The sequence below is a fragment of the Mesorhizobium sp. M4A.F.Ca.ET.050.02.1.1 genome (assembly GCF_003997725.1).
Lineage (GTDB): Bacteria > Pseudomonadota > Alphaproteobacteria > Rhizobiales > Rhizobiaceae > Mesorhizobium.
Genome location: NZ_RZSG01000034.1, coordinates 1 through 20,716, shown reverse-complemented (window position 1 = coordinate 20,716; position 20,716 = coordinate 1). Strand labels below are relative to the sequence as shown.

Sequence of the window (20,716 nt, the reverse complement as noted above, 5' to 3'; positions counted from 1 at the left end):
CAGCAGGGGCAAGGAGGCCAGATCGCGACCGTCGAGATGGAGGATGTCGAACGCGACGAACACCAGCCGGCTCGGCTCGTTCCAAATCGCGGCTTCCAGCGCAGGGCAATCGGGAGCGCCCTGCTCGCCTGGCACAATGACCTCGCCGTCGATAATGGCAGCCCGGCATGGCAGCTCGACTTCCAGCGCGATGGGCCAGTATTTCGTGGTCCAGTCGCGGCCGTTCTTGCTGTAGAGGCGCACGCCGCCACTGTCGATGATGATCTGCGTCCGGTAGCCGTCGAGATAGACCTCGTGAACCCATCCCTCATCTTCGGGCGGCTGCTCGACCCGTGTCGGGATCTGCGGCGGAATGAACTCCAGCCGGCCGCTTTTGACCTTGGCTCGCTTACTCAATGACGCCACCTTTGACCGCCAGCGGCGGCTGATCGGCACAGGCAGCCGGACATCCCCCCAACCGGAACGCCTGCCGCCTGTGCCGAGCCCCCGCTAAGCCACTGTGGCCGAGCCCCCGCTAAGCCATCTCGAACATCTACGAACGAGGCCGGATTGTCGTTAGCTTCGCATCCCAATACTTATCCTGGCGTACATATCTTGCTCGGCACGGCGCTCCAGCGCCGTCCCGACTGGCCTGTGCCATCCAGGATTGCCGCAGGCCCCACTCAGTCCCTTGGACAATTCGGGCGTTGGTCTTCCGGTGATGCCGGCCTGAAAGCCAATAGGCCCTAGTCCATCAAAAGCACCAGGGCCGGATGCAGCTTCTTCAGATTCGGCAATGATTTCGATTGCCAGGGTATGTCGGGCGTTCCGCGCACGACGAGTCGAACATCGGGATGCTTGCGCACCTCGATGGTAAATTTCGCAAGCAGGTTGATGCCGGAAGAGTTGAGAAAGTGAAGGTCCTTCAAATTGAGCGTAATGGACGCGGGATTTGTGGCAAGAACGCCGGTCGCCAAAGCCATGATAGGCGCGCCGGCCTGTGAACTGGCGAGCCGCATTGAACCGTCGAAAAAAATATCGCTTCCTTCAATCCACACGCGGTAGTCGTCGGTTTTGATTTCCATAGCCTGGCTTCGTTTCATCTAGTTTTGAGTTTGCGAGATCGGTATGGAGGCATATGTCTCCAGGCAAACCCGATCGCTTTCGTCCGCTGAGCTGAATATCCAGGCCAGGCGTGCGCCATAGTCGCTCATCAAAGTCAGCAGTCCGAGCCCGGAGCCCGACATGTCGGGGTTCGCGGCATTCGCTTCTATTCGCTGTATCAGCAGGTCCTTGGGATCGCCAACCGTGATGTCCGCCAGTAGACTTTGGAATTCGGATACGTTTTGACCGTCGACGTCATTCGACACCTTGAGCTTGAAGCATTCCGAATCCATCGACGCCTCGATCACGATCTCACCTGGCGCGCGGAATTTGACAGCATTTTCGATGAGCTCGTTGACCAGATATCCGATGCTATGACGCACTTCCATGTAGTCATTGCGAGACGACTGAAAGCGCAACGCGAAAAGATCGGCGATGAAGTCCGAGGTTGTTGCGCAATGACGCCAACTCAGGTCGAGAGGTCCGTCGAACAGCCGCACGCGACTGACGTTCTCCCTCATCCCGATTGCAATGTCAGGGGTACCGAATAGCGCTGTCATTGCCTACGTGTGCCTTATGATCACTAGGGTGATGTCGTCGTGGATCTTCTGGATTCCGATATGGGCCATCAGATCGTCGATGATACCGGTTTTGATTTCCTCGGCGCTCCTGCCGTGACGTCTTTGCACGCTCTGGGAGAGCCGCTCGAACCCGAACAGTCTTTTGTTTTGGTCTTCCGCCTCGGTCACACCGTCGGTGTGCAGCACGATCACGTCGCCGCTCCCGAACTGGATGTCACGCGTGTCGATGAACTGCGAGATGTCGCTCTCCAGACCAACCGGCAGACCCAGATCAAGCGTATCAATGCGTTCGACTTCCCCATCCGCGCGCACGACGAGAACGTCCTCATGCTGGCCGGATAGCGTTACCCGCTCATCCTCGAAGTCAAGAAAGGCCAGCGAGAGATGCTTGTCGGTGTTGGTCCGCTCGATGTTCTTGTAGATTGCTTTGTTCAGCCGATTCAGAAACTGGTGCGGATCCGCTTCGTTGGTCTCCTGCAGCGCGCGCGCAACCGATTGGACCATCAGCATCAGCACGCCGCTCTCGAGACCATGGCCGGTCACGTCGCCGATGCCGATCTTGACCCGCGATCCGTTCCGCAGGACGTCGTAGTAGTCCCCGCCGACCTCGTCGGCCGGCCGCATGTAGGCTGCGATCTCCAGCCCCGGAATCGCTTCGAGTTCGAATGGTTTCGGCAAGACCATCATCTGGATCTGCCGGGCTACCGCGAGTTCGGCACCGAGGCGGACGTTCTCGTCCCGCAGCTTTTCGTTGAGCGCGGAAATCTCCAGATTTGCGTCGCCGAGCTCCCTGGTTCGTTCGTCGACGAGTTGCTCGAGGTTCTCGGTATGAAAGCTGATCTCCTCAGCCATGCGGTTGAAGGCGATGCCTGCCGCTCCAACCTCGTCGCGCGTTGGAATGCTCACGCGCACGGAATAGTCCTTGGACTGGAGCCGCTGGGCGGCGCTGGCAAGCGACCTGAGGCCGGCGGTGATGCGCTTCGAAATCCCGAGCACGGCCGCAAAGACAATCAGAAGCGAAACGACGATCGCGGCGACCTGGAAGATCAGGATACGATTGGTTGCGCGGGAAATACTCTGTTGCGCGGCGACGAGAGACGCATAGATCTCCCGTTCGGGGACGACGATCCCGACCGACATCATTTCGGACTTGATCGGTCCCGAACTCCACAGATTGGTCGGCTTCAACCTCTTGAGGACGACAATGTAGGGGACGCGTTCGCCGTTGTTGTCGAGCAGGATATGCTGAATGACACCGTCATTGTTCTGGTCGAGGGGCAGCGACGCGATGGCGGGCTGCGTGCTGCCACGCAGCGACCTCTCCAGGCCGGTGACGCCCTGCGTGCCTGCATCGCTCGATGAAGTCAGGCCGATGATCGCCTGGCCCGACGGATTGATCGCCACCACGTTGCCGGTCGACATTGTGAGGAAGCCGAACCCGGTTTCGGCGATTTTCACACGTTCGACGACTTCCGCGAGCTGATCGAGCGTGATATCCGCCCCCGCCGTACCGGCGATACCGGTGCGATCTTGCGTCCACAACGGCTGGAAAAAGCTGACGATCAGCTTTCCCGTGATTGCATCGGTGTAAGGCGCTGTCTGGGTTATGTCGTCAGGGACCGGACGGGAGGCTGGATCCCTGGCCCATTGCTGCCACGACCCATAGATTCCCGGAAAGAAGAACTCCCAGAACTCCGCCTTGTTGTGGCCCGGATAGAGCCGGTCGAAGGTCTGTGCCTGGTCCGTATAGGGCACCGTCCTGAAGATCGGCCGTTCCTTTGGACCAATATAGTACATCTGCAGTTTGGACGCCCCGCTGGCCATGAGGGTCGGCGCGACGAGATCGATCACGGTACTGTCTTCTATTTCCTTCTCGACGCCCGGCAATGGATTGTGGTCGGCCCCCAATAGGTAGCCCCAGACACTTATCACGGATGGCGATCCCGGCAGATTCTGCGCCCAATCGCCCTTGGCGTCGTAGACGACCTTCACGGAGCCGGGCGCCTGATGCGACAGTGTCGCTCCGACCTGTTGCTGCCTGCCTGGGTCGTCGATCTGGGCCTGCAGCATGCCGGCCAAGGCCTTGACGTCCCCGTGAACGCGATCGAGCAGCAGGTCGACACTTAAGGCCGTCGATTCGGCATAGGAGCGAATGTATTCCTGGTTTGCGGTCGTCAGGCCCTCACCGACTTCCGATGTGGCATCGCGCGACAGCTTTTGAACGTTCCAAAGCGCCAGGCCACCGCTCATCAGGAGGTCGAACAGCACCGCGCCACCAACGACCAGTACGAATTTCGCTCGAAAGGAGCGCATGCCGAAGCGTGGTGTAGGCTCAGCGTCGGCTTTCATTGCGGTCGCCGCCCCGATGCGACCCAGATCGGCCAGCCCGCGTAACCCTTGGGGTGGAGCGCAGCGAAAATGTGGTCCTGGAAGCCCTGCCGGAACCGTGCAACGAACTCCGGTCCGTCGCCACGTCTGGTCGCCATCTCGCCTGCATAGACATCCGCCCAGGCTACAATGACATCGGCGAAGTCCTGCGGGTCGCCGTCCAGGTTGGTGACCATGAAGGTCTCGACACGGATGTCTTCGAATCCGGTTTCGAGCAGGTATCGCCTGCTTTTGGGCCCAAGTTCGACGTCCATCTCGAAATGCCCGAACAGCTTCGCCACCTCGTTGTAGGTCCAACGAATGCTTTCGGCGCGCGGCTCGCCGAGGCAGTGCGAATTCTTCTCGTTGGTAATGTAAACCCGCCCGCCTGGCTTGCAAATGCGGTAGAGCTCCTTGAGGATAAGTTCAGGTCGATTGAAGATTTGAAGGGAATGTCGGCAGGTGACCAAATCGAACTGCGCTTCGTCGAGCAGCATTTCCGACGCATCGCCATAGGTATATTCGATACCCCGGATGTCGAATTCCTGCATCACCTGTCGAGCATAGTTCAGGCTTGATATGGAGTGGTCGAGGGCGACGATCCGCGATGGCTGGAACTCCTTCTGCACGAGCACGGCGAAATCACCGATCCCGCAACAGATGTCGGCCATGACGATCCCAGGCCTCATGCCGTGTCGCGGCAAGATCGCGCGCTCGTGGCGCCAGGTCATCTTTGTCTGTGTGCGCAGGATTGGAACAAAACCGCCTTCCTCAAGGAAGCCCTGTCCCGGATAGAATTGGCTGTCATACTGCTCGACCGTGATGTTCGGTTCGATTTTGCTCAAGCGCCCGAATTTTCGCGAGGTCCATCCAACGACGCTTGATGTGATGACGACGAATTTGAGATCGGGTCGAGCGCGGCAGGCGTCGATGATGATCCTCGAGAAGGCGTAAAATGCAGCGTTGTTCATCTGCGTCAGGCGCCTGACGTTGACATAGAGAACGCCGCGCACACGGCCGATCGCATCACGAAGCAATGCCAGGCTCGTCCCAAGCTCATCGATCGCCTGAGGCCGGACCACCCCCGATATGGAGAACTCCTGGTTGTTGGCGTCGTATTGCGCCTTGAAGCGCGGGAGAAGGTTGTAAGGGCTCAATGTTGCAGGCCCTCAAGCGGAAGATCCACGATAAGTGTGATCGCATCGCCGTCGGCTTCCTCGACCCTGAGCGTCGCGTTGTAGTCGACAGCCAGTTCCAGCAGTACGACCTCCCGGCTGGGCGCGAGATCTCCGGAAACAGAATTAAGGTATCGTTCCCTGGCCTCGTATCCCGTGACCTGGCTTACGGCTTCCTCGTAGAATTGGCGCTCCTCCGGCACGCAAGGAAATGTCAGTTCGATCCGGTCCGTCGCGCCATGGCGAGACACCCTGCACGCCAGTTCGCCGTCGGCATGGCGCGTACGAAAGGCGATTTCCAGCAATTCGTTGAAGGCAGAGGAAAAGAGATTTGAATGGCGGACCGAGTCGGATCGATTTTGACTGATCATGCGGGCCATATATGTCGAGACGTAGTCGCAGTGTCTCCAGGCGGAGACGAAAGTCCTGATCTCCATGTCGATCTGGATCATCGGCTCGAAAGTCGGCTCGCCAGCCAAGTCATGATGAACGGATCCCATCGGCGTCCTCTCTTATTCCATCCGTAGTTGAGCCTGGTAGCGCGATGAGCAGGTTCCGCACACGCAGGAATTGCGCGGCACCGGCCTCGTTGTTTTTTACCACTCTCCACTTTACAAAGGGTGCAAGGCGCTACACTGCCCGATTTGATCCCTCCATCGCCCGTATCCCCTTCGGCGGGGACCTCCTGATGAAATCGCTTGTTGCCTCGGCGCCGAGCGGCCGGCCGAGGAAATTGCCCTGCAGGCAATCGCAATTCTCCTTGATCAGCCACCGTGCCTGTGCCGACGTCTCAACCCCCTCGGCGGTGACGCTTATTCCCAAGCCGTGCGCCAGATTGATGATCGATCGCACGATCGTCTGGCCTTTGAGATCGGTCTCCAGGTCCGCGATGAAGTATTGATCAATCTTCAAAGTGTCGAATGGAAAATTCTTAAGATAGCTCAATGATGAATAGTATGTTCCAAAATCGTCGAGCGAAATTCGTATTCCCAATACGTTCAGAGTATTCAACGTGTCGATATTGTCGATTGTCCTCTCAAGAAGAACCGTCTCGGTTATCTCAAGTTCAAGTCTGTCGGCTCGAATTCCAACCTCGTCGATGATCTGAGCGACGGTATCTGTCAGCGAACCGCTGAGGAACTGAGCCGGCGACAGGTTGACTGCGACCGTCAGCGAAGAAGGCCAACTCAATGCCTGGCGACAGGCTTGCTCGAGCACCCATCGACCGATCTCATCCATCAGACCGTCGGCTTCGGCGATCGGTATGAACACGCTGGGTGGAATGACGCCGATCTCGGGGTGCCGCCACCGCAGCAGCGCTTCGAAGCCGATCACCGACGAAGGAGGCCGAATGAGCGGCTGATACTCCAAATAAAGCTCGTTCCGCTCCAGCGCGGTTCGAAGGCTGCGCCTCAGATTTTCGCGTTGCTCGAGCAGGAGCAGCATCGAGCGGTTGAACGTTCGAGCGCAGCCGCGTCCATCTGTCTTGGCTGCATAAAGAGCAATGTCGGCGGCTTTCATCAGTTGCTCGCCATCGGTCCCGTGCTCCGGCCCGAGAGCAATTCCGATACTCGAGCCGACGAAGACAGGAATGCCGTTGATGACGAACGGCTCCTTGAACGCGTTGACCAGCGATCCGGCGAGGCGCTCGGCTTCCGCGGGCTGCTCCTTGCCCAATTGAATGACGGCGAACTCATCGCCGGCATACCGGTAGGCGGATTCGCCGTCCTGCAGCGCGTCACGAATTCGACCTGCCGCAAGTTGAAGAAGCGTGTCACCTGCTCCATGGCCGAGCGTGTCGTTGACCGCTTTGAAATCATCAAGGTCGATTTGCAGCAAGGCGGCCTTCGGCTTTGATCCGCCTATGACCGTCAGCGCTTGCTGCAGCCGCTCGCCGAATCGCCGCCGATTCTGCAGTCCGGTCAGCACGTCGTGCGTCGCCTGATGGAGCAGAATTACATGCTCCTGCTCATCCGCCGCGCTCCGTCCGCCGCGCTCCCTTGATTCGATGATTCCCGCACCATCTGCTGTGCCGAAGACGAAAACGGACCGGGGCGCTTCGCCCGCCGATCGCGGCAAGTCGATGCTTGCCGGAGAACCGCCCTGGAACACCCGAAGAAATTCGTCGCGACAGCTCGCATCGAGGAAGCTCGGGTAGATCTCCCAGATGGCGGCGCCCAGCGCCACCGCGCTTCCGTATATGCGTTTGAGGCTGGCTGCGTAGTGCGTCAGACGGAAGTCGCGATCATAGAACGACATAAGTTCGGTCGTGTTCGCCAAAAGGTCTGGGAGAAGCGCCTCGCCGGCACGTGGAACATCGCTTGAGGAAAGCCCCTCGTTCTCCGTACCGACGCCTGATGCCTCTGGGCGCAAGAGCCACCTCCATAGGCGGTGAAAATTTCCACGTCCCCCAGTTTAGAAATAGCATAACCGTCAAGCTTGGCAAAACTTTCAGCTCACTGTCTTAACAAGCGCCGCATGCAGCGCAATTGCGATGCATGCGGCGCTTGGATTGGCGGCAAGTTATCGATAACGATGAACAGTTACGATTCGTTAATAAACGGAAATCGGCGGCAATTTAGCTATGTGACTGATGGCGCGGTGGTGGCGATTCGAAATATTGTGCGCCATGAGGCGAAGCAGCCTCCCCCCCCGGCAAGCCCCGTTTTGACCCTGGACTCAGCTTCCGAGCGCCTTGAGCCAACCTTCAAAGGACGGGGCCTTGTGGTGTTCAGCAAGCGAGACAGACTGGGCGAGGCGCGGCAACGCCACGGAACTTCGGACTTCGCGGGGGCTGTAACCGAATTCCTTGCTGAATGCCCGGCTGAAATTGGCGGCTGAGCTAAACCCGACGGCTTCCGCAATATCGACAATGCGCCGGCTGTCCGCCGGATCGCCAAGCGCAGCATGGGCTGCCAGAAGTCGGCGACTTTGTATGTAGTGGAGGACACCACCGCTCGGCTCGAACAACTGATAGAGACGGGAGCGCGAGACGCCGAGCGCCCGGCACATTGAATCCGGCGTCAGATTGGCCGCATCCAGATTGTTGTGGACGTATCGACGCGCCCGCTCCATCAGCGCGACACTCACCAATTGTTCGGTGGCTGCCGCATGTTCCGCCTGGGGCGAGAGGCAGGCAATGATCATGCTGCGCGTTGCGTGTACGATACGAGGCAGATCGTCAGCCGTGAGACTGCGCAGCCTTGCTTCTATGCTGTTGAGGTAGTCCAGCAAGAGGTTGGCAAAGTTGCCGGACAGAATTGAATTGTTCTTTGCATCCAGGGTTGCCGTCGCATCGGCGAACAAATCACGCGGCAAATAGAGAAAGAGACTTTCGGATTCCGTTGTCCGCCCGCGAAACGGGTAGCCAAGCGATCTGATCTCCAATTTGCCGGGCTCGTTTTCCGCAACGCGACGATCGACCTCCGTCCACGACCGGCCAGTACGTGGCAAGGCGATATACCAATGATCGATCGAACTCGACCGAAGCTTGGCGGCGGAACGCATATAGCTATGCGCTGGTGCACGCTGTTGGACGATCAGCATGCCGCCGAAGTTCCAGGCCGTATGCTCGGCGGGAAAGCCGTCGTCGAGCGATTTGTCATCCGGCAGCCTGACCTCGACAAGCGGTGCCATATGCGCCTGCCAAGCGGCGAATTGATGCTCTGGCGCCAGATCGAGCGTTGAAAATGGCAAGGGGTCGAGCGCCGGCGCCAGTGACCCGGCAACCTCATGGTGAGGTTGAGCTTCGCGCGGCCAACGACGTCGCTCACGCTCCGGCGCCTGCCTCGAACGCGCCTCGTCCTGCTTCTTAGCATCCATCGCAGGGTACCATATCCGAATCCGGTATACCCATGCGCCCACGTCAATCATGTGGTGTATCACAGGCACTTGGCAAGACTGGCGGAACTCAAGTCCACAGAAGCGGCCATCATCACGCTGGATTACAGTAAGAAATGCATTCCGAGACAAGTTTATGGATGTGACGATAACGACACTCTTCAACCCGGTGCGTATAGAATCCGGCATCGTGAAAGCGAAGTTGAGGAGGCCACGAGATGAACGCAAAGCTCAAAGCGGAAGCTCGCCGCAAGATCATTCTTGACGGGTACGTTAACAATGAACCCCTGAAAGATATTGCGGCCAAGATCGGATGCTCCCTGGCGAGTTTAAAGGTCAGCGCCAGCAAACTCGGCTGCACCAGGACGCCAAAGGAGGCGGCCGCATTTCGACGCGGCTTTCGTGTCCCGGAAGAAAAACGGCGTGATTACTATCAATTGATGATTGCTGGGCAGTACAAGGCCCACGAGTGCGCGCGGATCTTGGGCCTGCTAACGATGCAGTTGCCTGGCCCAGAGTAGTCGTATGACAATACTGTTGCCGATATTGTTACTCGGGCATTTCATCGCCTCGGCAGTTCCTCAGTAAAAGCCCGCCGCAAGCACGGGCGGCGGGCCCTGAAAGGTTCGCTCAAATGCCCCGTCGGCGCTTCAATCACACCTGCTTCTGCCCGCACGATCTGGCCATTTGCGAACGCGTGTTCGATCAGGTTTGCGTGGATGAACATCTCGACCCTTTGGGGCCGGATACCGAAATTCTGGCGGAAATGGTTGTGGCCATTTTTCGAAATGCCCACACCGGCGAGCGCGAACTGCTGGAGGCGGTCAGGTCTCGCTGGCGAAAGGTCGCGGGAACTGCGCATTAGAGCAATTCCGGGAAAGTGCAGCGGTTTTCCGTCCGGAATTGACGTCGATCTCGCCATCGCCTGAAGAGTTCGGTGCCTATTTCAGCGAAAACGCCGAACGGAATTCCTTCGTGTTGTTGCGGTTGGGATAGGCCTGGTCGGGCACCGGAACGCCGAGATGGGCGCAGAGCGGTTGCCAGCCGTCGCCCAGCCGGTGGACCAGCAGCCGCTCGCGCGGTACGGCCGCCATCACTGCCTCGACATTGGCTTCGTAGACGGCGATCGCATGCGCCCGGTCGTGCGGACGGCCGCCGAACACCTGCCTGGCGATCAGGGTAAGGCCGAGCGCGTCCTGGTCCTCGATCTGGCCGATGCCGGCCAGGATGGTCTTTTCGAAACTTTCCCACCAGCTTTCCGGCGAGCGCCAGGTGAGGATGACGCGGGCGTCCGGATAGGCCTTGATCAGCTCTGGCCAATAGTGCGCCGACGGCCAGTCCATGCAGGAATTGTAGCCCGAGAACAGTTCTTTCCAGTCCGGCGCCGCCCCTTTCGCCAGCGCGCGCCACAGCCGCTTCTGCTCCTCCTTGGCCATGACCTCGGACATGTGATGGCAGGGGCCGAAGCCGAGGATGGTCAGCGCCTCGCGCATCGAATCCGTTCCGGTCCGGCCAAAGCCGGTGCCGATGACCTTGATCGACATTTCCGCCCCTCCCCGCGTTTGGACCACGTGTATCAAATGCCGGCCACCACCATCCGCAGGCGATTGCCCTCCGGATCGGCGCAGTCCAGCCTGCCGGCCGCCTCGGCGAAGGGCACACCCGCCTTGCCGAGCCGTCCCGCCACAGCGGCAAGCTCGTCGGCGCCGGCAAGCACGACCGTGAAGCGCTCCAGCCCGGCCGCGCCGGGCGGCGGTTCGGTCAGCTCGTCGCGGGTCCAGATGTTGAAGGCGACCATGTGGCGGCGCCGATCGGTGCCGCAATCGAACAGACCGAAGGTGCGCGACTGGATGTGCGGCCTGAAGCCGAGCACGTCGACATAGAACGCCATCAGCGTTTCGGGCGAGCGGGCGCGCATATGGATGTGGCCAATGAAGGCATCCGCCGGCAGCCGCGGCTCGATCCGGCCGGAATCGCCAAGCGAGCGCGACAGGTTCGCAAGGTCGAGCGGCTCCAGCCCCGAATGCGTGCTGCCGTCCGTGGCGAGGAGCAGCACACGGCCGTCCGTCGTCTCCTCCCTGCCGGCCAAGCGTTCGGGTGTGTCGAAACAGATCTCGATGCCGTTGCCCGACGGATCGGAGACGTAGAGCGATTCCGAGACCAAATGGTCCTGGGCGCTGTATCTGAGGCCGGAAGCCTTGAGCCGGGCGGCGGCATGCGCAAGGTCGCGGCGCGTCGTGACATGGATGGCAACATGGAAGAGATCGCGCGCCTTCTGTGGCAGCGCGACCGCAGCACCTTCATGCAGCACGATCAGCGCCTTGCCGTCGACGCCGAGCCCGGCCACCGCGTCATCCTCGCCAAGCAGCGAGAGCCCGACCGCATCGCGCCATACGGGCAAGGCCGCCGCGATGTTGACCACCCTCAGATGAACCGGCCCGAGATGAGTGGCGCCTGCCAGCAATCCTTCGCTCATCGGCGAATATTAGCTGTGAACGATATGGCTGTCAGCAAGATGGAGGGGAGTAAGGCAGTAAGGGAGTAGGGCAGTAGGGGAGTAACGGAGGCATGGCTCTGATGCTCCCCAGTGCCTAGTGCCTAGTGCCTAGTGCCCTAGTGCCCTAGTGCCCTACTGCCCTACTGCCCTACTCCCCTACTCCCCCCCTCATATCCCCGGTGGCCGCACATACCCATCCGTCAGCCTCGCCAGCGCCTTGGCGGCGGCAAGCAGCCTGAGGTCGCAGTGGCGACGGCCGACAAGCTGGGCGCCGATCGGCAGGCCATCGCGGTCGAGGCCGATCGGGATAACGGCGGCCGGATGGCCGGTCAGGTTGAAACGGCAGGCATGGCTGAGCGCCGTCCAGTAGGGCGTCTCGACGCCGTCGACCGGGATCGGCGTGCCCGTCTCGCGATGCTTGAAGGCGGTGCACATCATTGCCGGGCACACCAGCACGTCCCAGTCGCCGAAGAAGCGCTCCCAGGCGTGGATGAAGTCGTCGCGCCGGTTGAGCGCCGCGAGATAGGTGGCGAGCGTTGGCGAGTCTTGCAGCGGTGCCTGGAAGGCCTGCGAGTACCAGGTGATGAAGTCGGAGAACAGCGCCCGTTCGGCGGCGAAGTCATGCGACGGCAGGGCCTCGCCCACCTTTGCGCCGGCGACGTCGATCGCGCCGGCAAAACCGGTAATCGCATCGGCGATGTCGCGGGCGATCGGCACGCCCGGGAATTCGGGCGCGAAGGCGACCCGCAGCCGCGACAGCGGCGGCTCGGGCGCCTCGTCGGTTGCTGCCGGCGGCACCTCGGTGTCCTGCCCGTCGGCGCCTGCAATAACGCGGTGGGCAAGGATGAGGTCGTCGACATCGCGCGCCAGTGGCCCGATGTCGAACAGCAGACGGAAGCTGCGCGGCAGGTCGGGCGGATCGGCATAACTGCCGGTGATCGGCACCGTCGATTGCGTCGGCTTGAAGCCGCATATGCCGCACAGATGCGCCGGCACGCGGATCGAGCCGCCGGCATCGCTGCCGATATCCAGCGGCACCAGACCGGCCGCGACGGCCGCCGCCGCGCCACCGCTGGAGCCGCCCGGCGTGCGGGCGACGTCCCAGGGATTGCTCGTGCGGCCGAAGATCGGGTTGACGGTCTGCAGGTCGCGCAGCCGGGGTGGCACATTGGTCTTGCCGATGATGATAGCGCCCGCCTTGCGCAAGCGCGCGGCAATCGTGCTGTCGGCCGTCGGTACATGGTCGGCCCAGGCCGTCAGCCCGACCGTGGTGCGCATGCCCGCCGTGGCGTGGCCGTCCTTCAGGGTGACCGGCACGCCATGCAGCGGCCCGACGGCCTCGCCGCGCGCCAGGGCATCGTCGGCGGCCCTCGCGCCCTCGCGCGCCGCCTTCTCGTCAAGCGTGATGATGGCGTTGAGCAGCGGGTTGACGGCGGCGATGCGCTCCAGCTGCGCCTCCATCGCCTCGCTGGCGCTGACGCGGCGCTCGCGGATCGCGGCCGCCAGTTGCATGGCGGTGAGGAAGGTGGTGTCGGCGGTCAGGGCGTTTGTCATGCGCGCATCCTCCCCGGATTGGCCTTCGCCAATCGCCAGCACGGCAGCCTATCAAAATCGGGTTGCCCCATGGCCTTTTCCCCTGCCCTCATCCTACCACAAACGACAGGATGCGGTGAGGGGCCGGAAAGTTCGGTGGTTCAGTCGATCTTGTGTGGCCTTCCGGCGGAAAACGAACAACAATGGCCTGCCGCCACGCCGCACGATGGCGGAAAGAGTAGCAGGAGGAGATGCGAATGGACGAGCCCGATCGCTGGCGCAACATGGCAAGCGCGCCGAGGGATGGCAGCCGGATCCTGGTCACGGTGCGGCCGACCGAGCAGGGGCCGGCCGAGGTCGACATGGCCTATTGGTCGCGCGCCGACCAGCATGGCGAGGAAGGCTGGCGCTCCTCCGACTCCCAGCCGGGCCGCGTGGTCGAATATGCCGACCCGGAACTGAAATGCTGGATGCCGCTACCATCAGCCGGAAGAGGCTCGATGCCGAGCCCGTGGGAGGGCGACGAGGTGCCGCTGCTGGACGGGTCGGGGATTTAGGGCCAGTCTCCCCCCTTGAGGGGGAGATGTCGCCGAAGGCGACAGAGGGGGTCGCCGCGCGTGGAGCGCCAGCCTTGATCCGCCGCAGGAGGTAGAGCCCAGTCGAACCGACCCCCTCTGCCCTGCCGGGCATCTCCCCCACAAGGGGGGAGATGGCAGCTTCAACGCCTCACCCCACCTCCACCATTACCTCTCCCGCCTCGACCTTCGCCGGATAGGTCCTGAGATTTATGCAAGGCGGCAGGCGCCTGGCTTCGCCTGTGCGGTAGTCGAAGGCGCCGGAGTGTTTCGGGCATTCGACCTCGTAGTCCATCACCAGCCCGTCGGCGATGTGGACCGCCTCATGCGTGCAGAGGCCGTCGGTGCAGAACACCTCATCGTCGGGCGAGCGGAATACGGCGTAAGTCCGGCCCTCATGGTCGAAGCGGCGGGCGCCTTCCTGTTCGATGTCGTCGAGGCCGCACGCCTTGATCCAGCTGGTCATTTTTCTCACCGTAAGATTCGATCGCGGCAGGCCTCCGGGGTCACCCGGAGGCCCAGTCCTGGGATCAGTTCTTGTTCATGTACTCGGCCGCGTTGGCCGGCGTGACCAGCTCGAACGGCACGTAGACGACGCGGTCGACCTTCTCGCCCTTGGCGAGCGCGAGCGCGGCGTCGACGCCGCCGCCGCCCTGCCCGTTGGCGTTCTGGAACACCGTCACCGCAAGATCGCCGGCCTTCATCGCCTGCAGGCCGTCCTGCGTGGCGTCGATGCCGCCGACGACGACGTCCTTCATGTCGATGCCGTTGGCTTTGAGCGCCAGGATCGCGCCGATGGCGGACTCGTCATTGTTGGCGATCACGGCATCAGGTGCCGCGCCGGCGGTCAGCCAGTTGGTCATCAGGTTCTGCGCATTGTCGCGCGACCATTCCGACGACTGCTTGTCAGTGACCTTGATGAAGTTGCACATGTCGGTGGCAAAGACCTGCTCGACATCCTTGGTGCGCTGGAGCGCCGCCTGATGCACCAGGCTGCCCATGACGATGTAGGCATTGGCGCCTGCCGACTTGCCCTTGGCGCGCAGCATCTTGCAGACCTCGAAGGCTTCCAGCGTTCCGGACTCGACCTCGTTGGAACCGACATAGACCTGTTTTTCCGGCAGGTTCGCCATGTCTGACGGTTCGAGGTTGACGAAGACCAGCGGAATGCCGGCCTTGGCGGCCTCCTCGCTCAGCGTCTTGGAGGCGTTGGTGTCGACCAGCGTGACGATGATGGCGTCGACGCCGCTGGCGATGAAGTTCTTCACCTGGTCGAGCTGCTTGGCGACGTCGTTCTGGGCATCCTCGACCTGGATGTCGGCGCCCTTCTCCTTGGCGCGGGCCTGCATGCCGTTCTTCAGCAGCGTCTGGAAATTGTTGTCGAAGTTGACGATCGAGACGCCGATCTTGGCGGCGAATGCGTTTGCCGGCATCGACATCATGGCGGCGAGCGCGGTTGACAACAGAAGTCTCTTCACGGGTTTCCTCCCTTTGGACTGGAGCGCCGGGTCACTCCGCTTCTTGATTTTCCGGCCCTTGCGGGATGGCTTATGTGGAAGGCCAAAGGCCTTCTCACTGGGTGGATGGCCCAGGGCCATCTCAGCAGCGAACGGCCGAGGCCGTTCACGTGACTGTCTGTTCGGGCGTCATTTGGCGGCGGCGTTGGCGCGCGCCTTCTTCTTCTCGTAGCGGGCCTGCATGCGGGCCTCGCCGTCCTTGCTGCCATCGTGGAAAGTGCCGAACCAGCGGTCGAACGGAATGAGGCCGTCGCCGTAGTTCACCTCGAAATATTTGTGGTGCAGATAGTGGATGTAGGCGTGACTATCGACGCTGGTGTTCTCGCCAAGCTCGACCTTGTCGAAACCGACATGGCCGGGGATCGCGCCGAAGCCGGCATAGTGGAGCTGGTAGAGCGCGAGCAGCGGGTTCGACGGGATGATCAGGTGCCAGAGCGCTACGCCGAGATAGCCGAGCTGCTCGACCGGATGCATCGACAGCGACGACCAGGGCGACGGGTTGACCGAATTGTGGTGCACCGAATGCACCCATTTGTAGAGCGGCGGCCAGTGGATCGCCCGATGCAGCAGGAAGAAGTGCGTCTCGTGGATGATCGGCACCACCAGCGCCAGGCAGAACAGGTATACGGGATGCTCGGCAACCGTCAGCCACGGCACGTAGCCATTGGCATAGGCGTAGAGGAGCGCCACCTCGATCGCCGTCCAGATCGGCATGCCGGTGCCGAAGGTGCGCAGCATGTTGTCGAGGTTCTGGTTCTCGAAGAAGAAGGCCTGGCTTTTCTGCTCCGATGGCCATTTGCCGTTGTATTTGAAGCGGTTGCCCTGGGCCCTCAGAATGTAGAGTCGAAGCTCGAAAACGCCGAAGAAGACGAGCAGCGCCGCGCAGTTGACGAGGAACAGGCGCAGGATCCAGCCGACGGAGAGCGTCTTCATCACCTCGGCGTCGGGCAGCACGAAATGCCACCACGCCACGGCCGAAAGCGCGAACAGCACATTGTAGGGCAGGAAATAGCTCGGCAGCCATTTCAGCACCGCCGGCGGCCGCGGTGGGAAGACGAACAGCGGCGCGGTGCCGGCCGGCTCGTTCGGCGCCCAGTCGCCTCGCTTGTTGCGCGTGCCGTATTGCAAGTCGTCCATGGCTGATCTCACAGGCCCCGGTTTCACAAAGTTTGAGAGAGGGTGAGGAAGCGGTCGTAGGCGGCATCGTCCATGTCCACCTGGTGCTTCGCTTCCGGGTAGCTGCCGCCGGCGACGTCGCGGCCGAAGGCGCGGAAGGCGGCGATGCGCTTTTCCTGCAGCTCGGCCTCCAGCGTGAGGAAGTCGGCATAGCGCTTGGCGTGGCGCGGATAGTGGCCGGCATGGGTGCCGAGCACATCGCTGGAGAACAGATACTGCGTGTCGCAGGCGCTGCCGCAGCCCATGCCCATGGTGATCAGCGGCGTCGAGCGGGTGATGTGCTCGGCGAGCCTGACAGGCACCACTTCGACCTCGACGCAGGCCGCACCCGCATTCTCGATGTCCCTTACCGCGCGCAGCACCTTGAAGGCTTCTTCCGCCGTGCGCCCGACAGCGCGGAAATTCGTCCAGGTGGCGCGGTTCGGCACCAGGCCGACATGGCCGGTGACCGGGATGCCCTCGGCCGCCATAGCCTCGATGAAGCGCGGCGAATGCGAGCAATAGACCGCATCGGCGCCGCGCTTCATCATGGCGAAGCCAAGCCGCACCGCCTCATCGGGCGAGGCGACCGCGCCGTGCGGCATGCCGACGGAGAGGAAGGCGAAGGGTGCCGCCTGGCGGATCAATTCCAGATTGTGGTCGGGCTCGCAGGACAGGATGACGATGTCGCAGGCTACCGCGGCGGCCGCTTCGGCCGGCGTGTCGACATGCAGTTGCAGCCATTTGCGGCTGCCCTTCTGGCTTTGCAGGTCGCTGACTGTCAGCCGTCTCGTCACCAATGCATCCTCCCGTTCGCGGGCGGACGACCGCAGGTGGGAAAGAGCCCCCTCACCCGGATTGCCTGCCGATCTGTGAAGGACAGATCGGAGCCATCCGACCTCTCCCAAAAGGGAGAGGGAGATCATCGGCGCCGGCGCCCGCTTCTTCTCCGAAACGGCCAAAGCTGCGGACGAAGCGACCGGATGAGGGGGCGAACTTCACATGCCATCGCCCTTCCGTTCACGGGCGAGTTAGCACCGTGACGGCGGCGAAGGCTCGCGGTTCCTTGATCAAATCAGATCAAAGGTTCTCGGCGGTGAAGGTGACGAAGCGGATCGGCGGATTGTCGACCGGCAGGTCGTGCAGGTTCAGCGCCGCGAGCACAAGGTCGATGGCGCGGCGCGCCTGTGCTTCCGGCGACTGGTCGAGAACGACGTCCATCGTGCCCTCGCGCAAGGCGCGCGTGCTGCGCTCGGTCAATTCGTGACCGACGAAGAAGATGTCGCGGCCCCTCTGGTGGCGGCGCAGCACCTCGTTCAGCGCCGTGTTGGCGCCGCCGGCATTGTAGAGGCCGGCAAGGTCGGGCCAACGCACAAACGCCTCGTGCAGTTGCTCTGCGTTGCGGTCGCCATCGTCGAAGCCGAACAGCGCCGCCACCGGTTCGAACCCGTCGCCGGTCTCCATCAGATAATCGAAGAAGCCGCGCACGCGGTCGCGGTGGACGCGGTAGATCTGGCTGTGGCAGATGGCGACGACCTTGCCCGGCCGACGCTGCATGCGCGCCATCAGCAGGCCGGCCGTACGGCCAGCGGCGTAATTGTCGATGCCGACATAGGTGCTCCGGGTGCCCGATATCTGGGTGACGATCTGCACCGTCGGGATGTTGTCCGCCTCGAGTTTGCGGAGCGCCGCACTCACCAGTGGATGGTCCGGCACGGCGAGGATCAGCCCGGCGCGGCGCATCTCCGCATCGAGGATCCGCGCGGCGATCTCTGCGGGGTTCGCCTCATCGAGGAAGGTGCGGTGAACCGCAATCGAGCGGTCAAGCGTGGCGGCGATGCGCTCGAAGGCACGCGAGAGCCGCGCGAAGAAGGTGGCGTCCGGCCTGACCAGGATCACTTCGATGCGGATGACGCCGCGATGCGCCTCGGGCAGCCGGCGCGGATAGTCGAGCAAACGCGCCGCCGCCACCACCTTCTCGACGGTCTCGGGCCGCACTCCGCCCCTGCCGTTCAGCACGCGCTCGACGGTTGCCGTGCCGACGCCGGCACGGCGGGCGATCTCGAGGAATGTGGGCTTTGGAATGGCGAGGCTCCCCGCTGCAGCGACGCGAAGCCTAATCCTTCCGCCCTTGCGGGAGAAGGTGCCGTTCCATCAGCGAATGCCAATTGACAGCCCAATGGAAACGGCGCTGATTGGCGCTCGCGGAAATTGCGCCAGACGGGCGATTTCGATCCGTCGGGCATCACCCCCGGGAGGGTCTGAAATGCCAACGATCATCGGCCATCACAATATCACGAAAGGCGCCAAGCACTGGCTGACATCGCCGAAGCGCAAGGAGATTTTCGGCGCGCTCGGGATCACCAACATCCGCACCTTCGTCGATCCGCAGAACCCGAACCGGGTGGCGCTGATGATGGACGTCCCAGACATGGACAAGCTGGCCGCCCTGATGCAGAGCAAGGCAGCCGCCGATGCCATGGAGTTCGACGGCGTCGTACCGGAATCGCTGGTGATCCTGGTGGAAGAAAAGGGATAGCCGCGACGCGCCCTGGCTTCGAGCGCGTTCATCGGCCCCAGAATGTCTTGCTGAACTCGGCGTGGCTCTTCAACAGCGTCAGGGCGATGGAGTTGATCGGCGACATGGCATTGTTTGCCGGGCCGACATTTCGGTCGCATGGCCGCCGGATCAGGAAGAAAGTGCGTCCGACGCCCGCGACCAGCATTGCGGCACGGGTCATGGCGGCCCACAGATCGAGCCGGCGCACGACGGATGCCCGGTCGGCTTGTTGCTTTGCGAGGTAGCGGGCCAGGGCGATGTCGTGACGCTGCAGGGCACCATACCCTTGCTGATCGTTCCAGGGATCGTCATGCCAGATGGGCCATTCGGTCAAAGCGGGATGTCGCATGGTATCCTCCTGAAAGAGCTTCAGGGCGGACAGCCTCCCCGAGCGCCGTGAGGAATGCGTGGCAACCAGCGTGATGGAATCGTGAAAAACGCCCCGCCGGCCCAATAACAGTTGAAATAGAGTGAGCTAAGCGAAAGGATTGACCTCACATCGTGGCTGTGGCGGATCCGATGACCGGACCTCACCTCTATCTGCTGGGTGGTTTCGACTTTGCCGGCGTCGGGGCGGCGGCCCCGGCCTTCAGCCGCAAGGCACGCGCGATGGTGGCTTATCTTGCCTTGCAGGCAGGACAAGCCCAATCGCGCGAGAAGCTGGCTGCCCTGCTCTGGAGCCTGCACGGTGAAACGCAGGCGCGAATGAGCCTCAGGCAAGCCGTGTCGGCCGTCCGCAAGGCAATGCAGAGGTCGGGCGGCGGGCGCTTTCTGACCGAGGGGGCCAACATTGCGCTTCACCTCGATGACTTCGATTTCGACGTCGCTCGTTTCGAGGCGCTGGCTACAAGCGGCTCGATCGAGGATCTGGAGCAGGCGCTTGTGGTCTATCGCGGCGACCTTCTCGACGGCCACGGCCTGAAGGAGGAGCCGTTCGAGGACTGGCTGCGGGTCGAGCGCGAGCGCCTGCGGATGATGGCCGTTGCGGCGCTGGACAGGTTGGTCACGCAATACGGCACGGCAAACGACTTTGCATCCTGCGCGCGCGCGGCGGCGCGGCTGCTCGCCATGGAGCCGCTGCGTGAAGACATCCATCGCGCCCTGATGCGCTCCTTTGCCGCCCAGGGCCGGATCAATCTCGCGCTGAAACAGTACGAGCTTTGCCGCGACGCACTGGAGCGCGATCTCGCCTTGGCTCCTGAACCGGAAACCCGCCAATTGTACGAGACGTTGCGGGCGCGGCGAACGAAATCGGCGTCCCATCATTCGCTGCAGATTCCGGCGACCGGGACGGAGGGCAGCGTGCCCATCGCTGCGCCAACCCACTACGTCAAATCGGCAGGGATCAATATTGCCTACCAGATGACCGGTGACGGGCCGGTCGATCTGCTCTACGTCCAGGGATGGGTCTCCAACCTCGATCTTGCCTGGGGATCGCCGCGCTACGCCCATGTGCTCAGGCGGCTCGGAACCTTCTCGCGCCTGATCCGCATCGACAAGCGCGGCACCGGTCTGTCCGACCGCAATGTCGGCCCGCCGACGCTGGAGGAGCGGATGGAAGACGTACGCGCCGTTCTGGATGCGGTCGGCTCGAAGCGCACGGTGCTGTTCGGAAGTTCCGAGGGCGGGCCGATGTGCATGCTGTTCGCCGCCACCTATCCGGAGCGCACGGCGGCGCTGGTGCTCAACGGAACCTATGCCAGGGGCACATGGTCGAAGGATTATCCCTGGGCGAGAACCGCCGAGCAGGTGGACGAGGACCTGGCCTCCGTCGAGCGGCAGTGGGGCAAGCCCGCCGAACTGCTCAACGCCGCGCCCTCCCTGTCCGAAGAC

The 20,716-nt window shown here is 62.2% G+C and carries 21 protein-coding genes and 1 pseudogene; 5 read left to right on the top strand and 17 right to left on the bottom strand.

The window, feature by feature from the left end:
* The 8 genes and pseudogenes from EOA33_RS04955 to EOA33_RS04920 form a co-directional block, all read right to left on the bottom strand.
* A pseudogene (locus EOA33_RS04955) lies at positions 1-435 on the bottom strand (DNA ligase); the annotation flags it as partial.
* A gap of 290 nt (positions 436-725) precedes the next feature.
* Entirely contained in the window at positions 726-1,064 is a 339-nt protein-coding gene (locus EOA33_RS04950) for a hypothetical protein (protein ID WP_126055310.1), read from the bottom strand.
* Positions 1,065-1,082: 18 nt separating this feature from the next.
* Positions 1,083-1,643 (bottom strand): ATP-binding protein, encoded by a 561-nt coding sequence (locus EOA33_RS04945; RefSeq protein WP_189347531.1) that lies wholly within the window; start codon positions 1,641-1,643, stop codon positions 1,083-1,085.
* A 3-nt stretch (positions 1,644-1,646) separates the two neighbouring features.
* Positions 1,647-4,013, bottom strand: a complete 2,367-nt coding sequence (locus EOA33_RS04940; protein ID WP_127405112.1) for a SpoIIE family protein phosphatase — start codon at positions 4,011-4,013, stop codon at positions 1,647-1,649.
* Entirely contained in the window at positions 4,010-5,188 is a 1,179-nt protein-coding gene (locus tag EOA33_RS04935) for a class I SAM-dependent methyltransferase (protein ID WP_126055312.1), read from the bottom strand. Before EOA33_RS04935 ends, EOA33_RS04940 begins: the two co-directional genes overlap by 4 nt.
* Positions 5,185-5,658 carry a ubiquinone biosynthesis methyltransferase UbiE gene (locus EOA33_RS04930; RefSeq protein ID WP_245482236.1) on the bottom strand — a complete coding sequence of 158 codons (474 nt, stop codon included), beginning with the start codon at positions 5,656-5,658 and terminating at the stop codon, positions 5,185-5,187. The genes EOA33_RS04935 and EOA33_RS04930 overlap by 4 nt, the downstream gene beginning before the upstream one ends.
* Before the next feature lie 178 nt (positions 5,659-5,836).
* Positions 5,837-7,465 carry a bifunctional diguanylate cyclase/phosphodiesterase gene (locus EOA33_RS04925; protein ID WP_245455504.1) on the bottom strand — a complete coding sequence of 543 codons (1,629 nt, stop codon included), beginning with the start codon at positions 7,463-7,465 and terminating at the stop codon, positions 5,837-5,839.
* A 420-nt stretch (positions 7,466-7,885) separates the two neighbouring features.
* Positions 7,886-9,028, bottom strand: a complete 1,143-nt coding sequence (locus EOA33_RS04920) for a helix-turn-helix domain-containing protein (RefSeq protein ID WP_127405111.1) — start codon at positions 9,026-9,028, stop codon at positions 7,886-7,888.
* A gap of 236 nt (positions 9,029-9,264) precedes the next feature.
* Between EOA33_RS04920 and EOA33_RS04915 the strand changes: the two genes are divergently transcribed.
* Positions 9,265-9,567 carry a hypothetical protein gene (locus EOA33_RS04915; RefSeq protein ID WP_126055315.1) on the top strand — a complete coding sequence of 101 codons (303 nt, stop codon included), beginning with the start codon at positions 9,265-9,267 and terminating at the stop codon, positions 9,565-9,567.
* 113 nt (positions 9,568-9,680) lie between these two features.
* Positions 9,681-9,911, top strand: a complete 231-nt coding sequence (locus EOA33_RS38860; protein WP_126055316.1) for a hypothetical protein — start codon at positions 9,681-9,683, stop codon at positions 9,909-9,911.
* A gap of 76 nt (positions 9,912-9,987) precedes the next feature.
* On the opposite strand, the gene EOA33_RS04905 is transcribed toward EOA33_RS38860, so the two are convergent.
* The 3 genes from EOA33_RS04905 to EOA33_RS04895 form a co-directional block, all read right to left on the bottom strand.
* Positions 9,988-10,590, bottom strand: a complete 603-nt coding sequence (locus EOA33_RS04905; RefSeq protein WP_126055317.1) for a sulfotransferase family protein — start codon at positions 10,588-10,590, stop codon at positions 9,988-9,990.
* Between the two features lie 32 nt (positions 10,591-10,622).
* Positions 10,623-11,522: a VOC family protein gene (locus tag EOA33_RS04900; RefSeq protein ID WP_126055318.1), complete on the bottom strand. Its 900-nt coding sequence runs from the start codon at positions 11,520-11,522 to the stop codon at positions 10,623-10,625.
* A gap of 189 nt (positions 11,523-11,711) precedes the next feature.
* Complete coding sequence (locus tag EOA33_RS04895) at positions 11,712-13,097, bottom strand: amidase family protein (protein ID WP_127405110.1); 1,386 nt, start codon at positions 13,095-13,097, stop codon at positions 11,712-11,714.
* Positions 13,098-13,333: 236 nt separating this feature from the next.
* On the opposite strand from EOA33_RS04895, the gene EOA33_RS04890 reads away from it, so the two are divergent.
* Positions 13,334-13,633, top strand: coding sequence for a hypothetical protein (locus EOA33_RS04890; protein ID WP_126055320.1), 300 nt, complete (start codon positions 13,334-13,336; stop codon positions 13,631-13,633).
* 169 nt (positions 13,634-13,802) lie between these two features.
* Here EOA33_RS04890 and EOA33_RS04885 read toward each other — a convergent pair whose 3' ends face one another.
* The 5 genes from EOA33_RS04885 to EOA33_RS04865 all read right to left on the bottom strand — a co-directional run bounded on the left by EOA33_RS04885 (position 13,803) and on the right by EOA33_RS04865 (position 18,408).
* Positions 13,803-14,117, bottom strand: a complete 315-nt coding sequence (locus EOA33_RS04885) for a MocE family 2Fe-2S type ferredoxin (protein WP_127405109.1) — start codon at positions 14,115-14,117, stop codon at positions 13,803-13,805.
* A gap of 64 nt (positions 14,118-14,181) precedes the next feature.
* Complete coding sequence (locus tag EOA33_RS04880; RefSeq protein ID WP_126055322.1) at positions 14,182-15,129, bottom strand: substrate-binding domain-containing protein; 948 nt, start codon at positions 15,127-15,129, stop codon at positions 14,182-14,184.
* A gap of 168 nt (positions 15,130-15,297) precedes the next feature.
* Entirely contained in the window at positions 15,298-16,305 is a 1,008-nt protein-coding gene (locus EOA33_RS04875; RefSeq protein WP_127405108.1) for a sterol desaturase family protein, read from the bottom strand.
* A gap of 23 nt (positions 16,306-16,328) precedes the next feature.
* On the bottom strand, positions 16,329-17,120 hold the full coding sequence (locus EOA33_RS04870) for a 3-methyl-2-oxobutanoate hydroxymethyltransferase (RefSeq protein ID WP_127405107.1): 792 nt from the start codon (positions 17,118-17,120) through the stop codon (positions 16,329-16,331).
* Between the two features lie 283 nt (positions 17,121-17,403).
* A complete protein-coding gene (locus EOA33_RS04865) occupies positions 17,404-18,408 on the bottom strand; it encodes a LacI family DNA-binding transcriptional regulator (RefSeq protein WP_127405106.1) in 1,005 nt (334 codons plus the stop codon).
* Between the two features lie 181 nt (positions 18,409-18,589).
* On the opposite strand from EOA33_RS04865, the gene EOA33_RS04860 reads away from it, so the two are divergent.
* Entirely contained in the window at positions 18,590-18,862 is a 273-nt protein-coding gene (locus EOA33_RS04860) for a hypothetical protein (RefSeq protein ID WP_127286337.1), read from the top strand.
* A gap of 28 nt (positions 18,863-18,890) precedes the next feature.
* Here the strand turns inward: EOA33_RS04860 and EOA33_RS04855 are convergent, their stop codons facing one another.
* A complete protein-coding gene (locus EOA33_RS04855) occupies positions 18,891-19,232 on the bottom strand; it encodes a hypothetical protein (protein WP_127405105.1) in 342 nt (113 codons plus the stop codon).
* Between the two features lie 170 nt (positions 19,233-19,402).
* On the opposite strand from EOA33_RS04855, the gene EOA33_RS04850 reads away from it, so the two are divergent.
* The coding region (locus EOA33_RS04850; protein ID WP_145989069.1) for an alpha/beta hydrolase at positions 19,403-20,716 on the top strand (1,314 nt) is incomplete at its 3' end.

Bases quoted from the DNA above. Each gene is read 5' to 3' on its own strand.
- EOA33_RS04895 (WP_127405110.1), bottom strand. From the start codon at position 13,097: ATGACAAACGCCCTGACCGCCGACACCACCTTCCTCACCGCCATGCAA.
- EOA33_RS04905 (WP_126055317.1), bottom strand. From the start codon at position 10,590: ATGTCGATCAAGGTCATCGGCACCGGCTTTGGCCGGACCGGAACGGAT.
- EOA33_RS04945 (WP_189347531.1), bottom strand. From the start codon at position 1,643: ATGACAGCGCTATTCGGTACCCCTGACATTGCAATCGGGATGAGGGAG.
- EOA33_RS04920 (WP_127405111.1), bottom strand. From the start codon at position 9,028: ATGGATGCTAAGAAGCAGGACGAGGCGCGTTCGAGGCAGGCGCCGGAG.
- EOA33_RS04915 (WP_126055315.1), top strand. From the start codon at position 9,265: ATGAACGCAAAGCTCAAAGCGGAAGCTCGCCGCAAGATCATTCTTGAC.
- EOA33_RS04860 (WP_127286337.1), top strand. From the start codon at position 18,590: ATGCCAACGATCATCGGCCATCACAATATCACGAAAGGCGCCAAGCAC.
- EOA33_RS04900 (WP_126055318.1), bottom strand. From the start codon at position 11,522: ATGAGCGAAGGATTGCTGGCAGGCGCCACTCATCTCGGGCCGGTTCAT.
- EOA33_RS04855 (WP_127405105.1), bottom strand. From the start codon at position 19,232: ATGCGACATCCCGCTTTGACCGAATGGCCCATCTGGCATGACGATCCC.
- EOA33_RS04885 (WP_127405109.1), bottom strand. From the start codon at position 14,117: ATGACCAGCTGGATCAAGGCGTGCGGCCTCGACGACATCGAACAGGAA.
- EOA33_RS04950 (WP_126055310.1), bottom strand. From the start codon at position 1,064: ATGGAAATCAAAACCGACGACTACCGCGTGTGGATTGAAGGAAGCGAT.
- EOA33_RS04930 (WP_245482236.1), bottom strand. From the start codon at position 5,658: ATGATCCAGATCGACATGGAGATCAGGACTTTCGTCTCCGCCTGGAGA.
- EOA33_RS38860 (WP_126055316.1), top strand. From the start codon at position 9,681: ATGCCCCGTCGGCGCTTCAATCACACCTGCTTCTGCCCGCACGATCTG.
- EOA33_RS04890 (WP_126055320.1), top strand. From the start codon at position 13,334: ATGGACGAGCCCGATCGCTGGCGCAACATGGCAAGCGCGCCGAGGGAT.
- EOA33_RS04875 (WP_127405108.1), bottom strand. From the start codon at position 16,305: ATGGACGACTTGCAATACGGCACGCGCAACAAGCGAGGCGACTGGGCG.
- EOA33_RS04940 (WP_127405112.1), bottom strand. From the start codon at position 4,013: ATGAAAGCCGACGCTGAGCCTACACCACGCTTCGGCATGCGCTCCTTT.
- EOA33_RS04925 (WP_245455504.1), bottom strand. From the start codon at position 7,465: ATGTCGTTCTATGATCGCGACTTCCGTCTGACGCACTACGCAGCCAGC.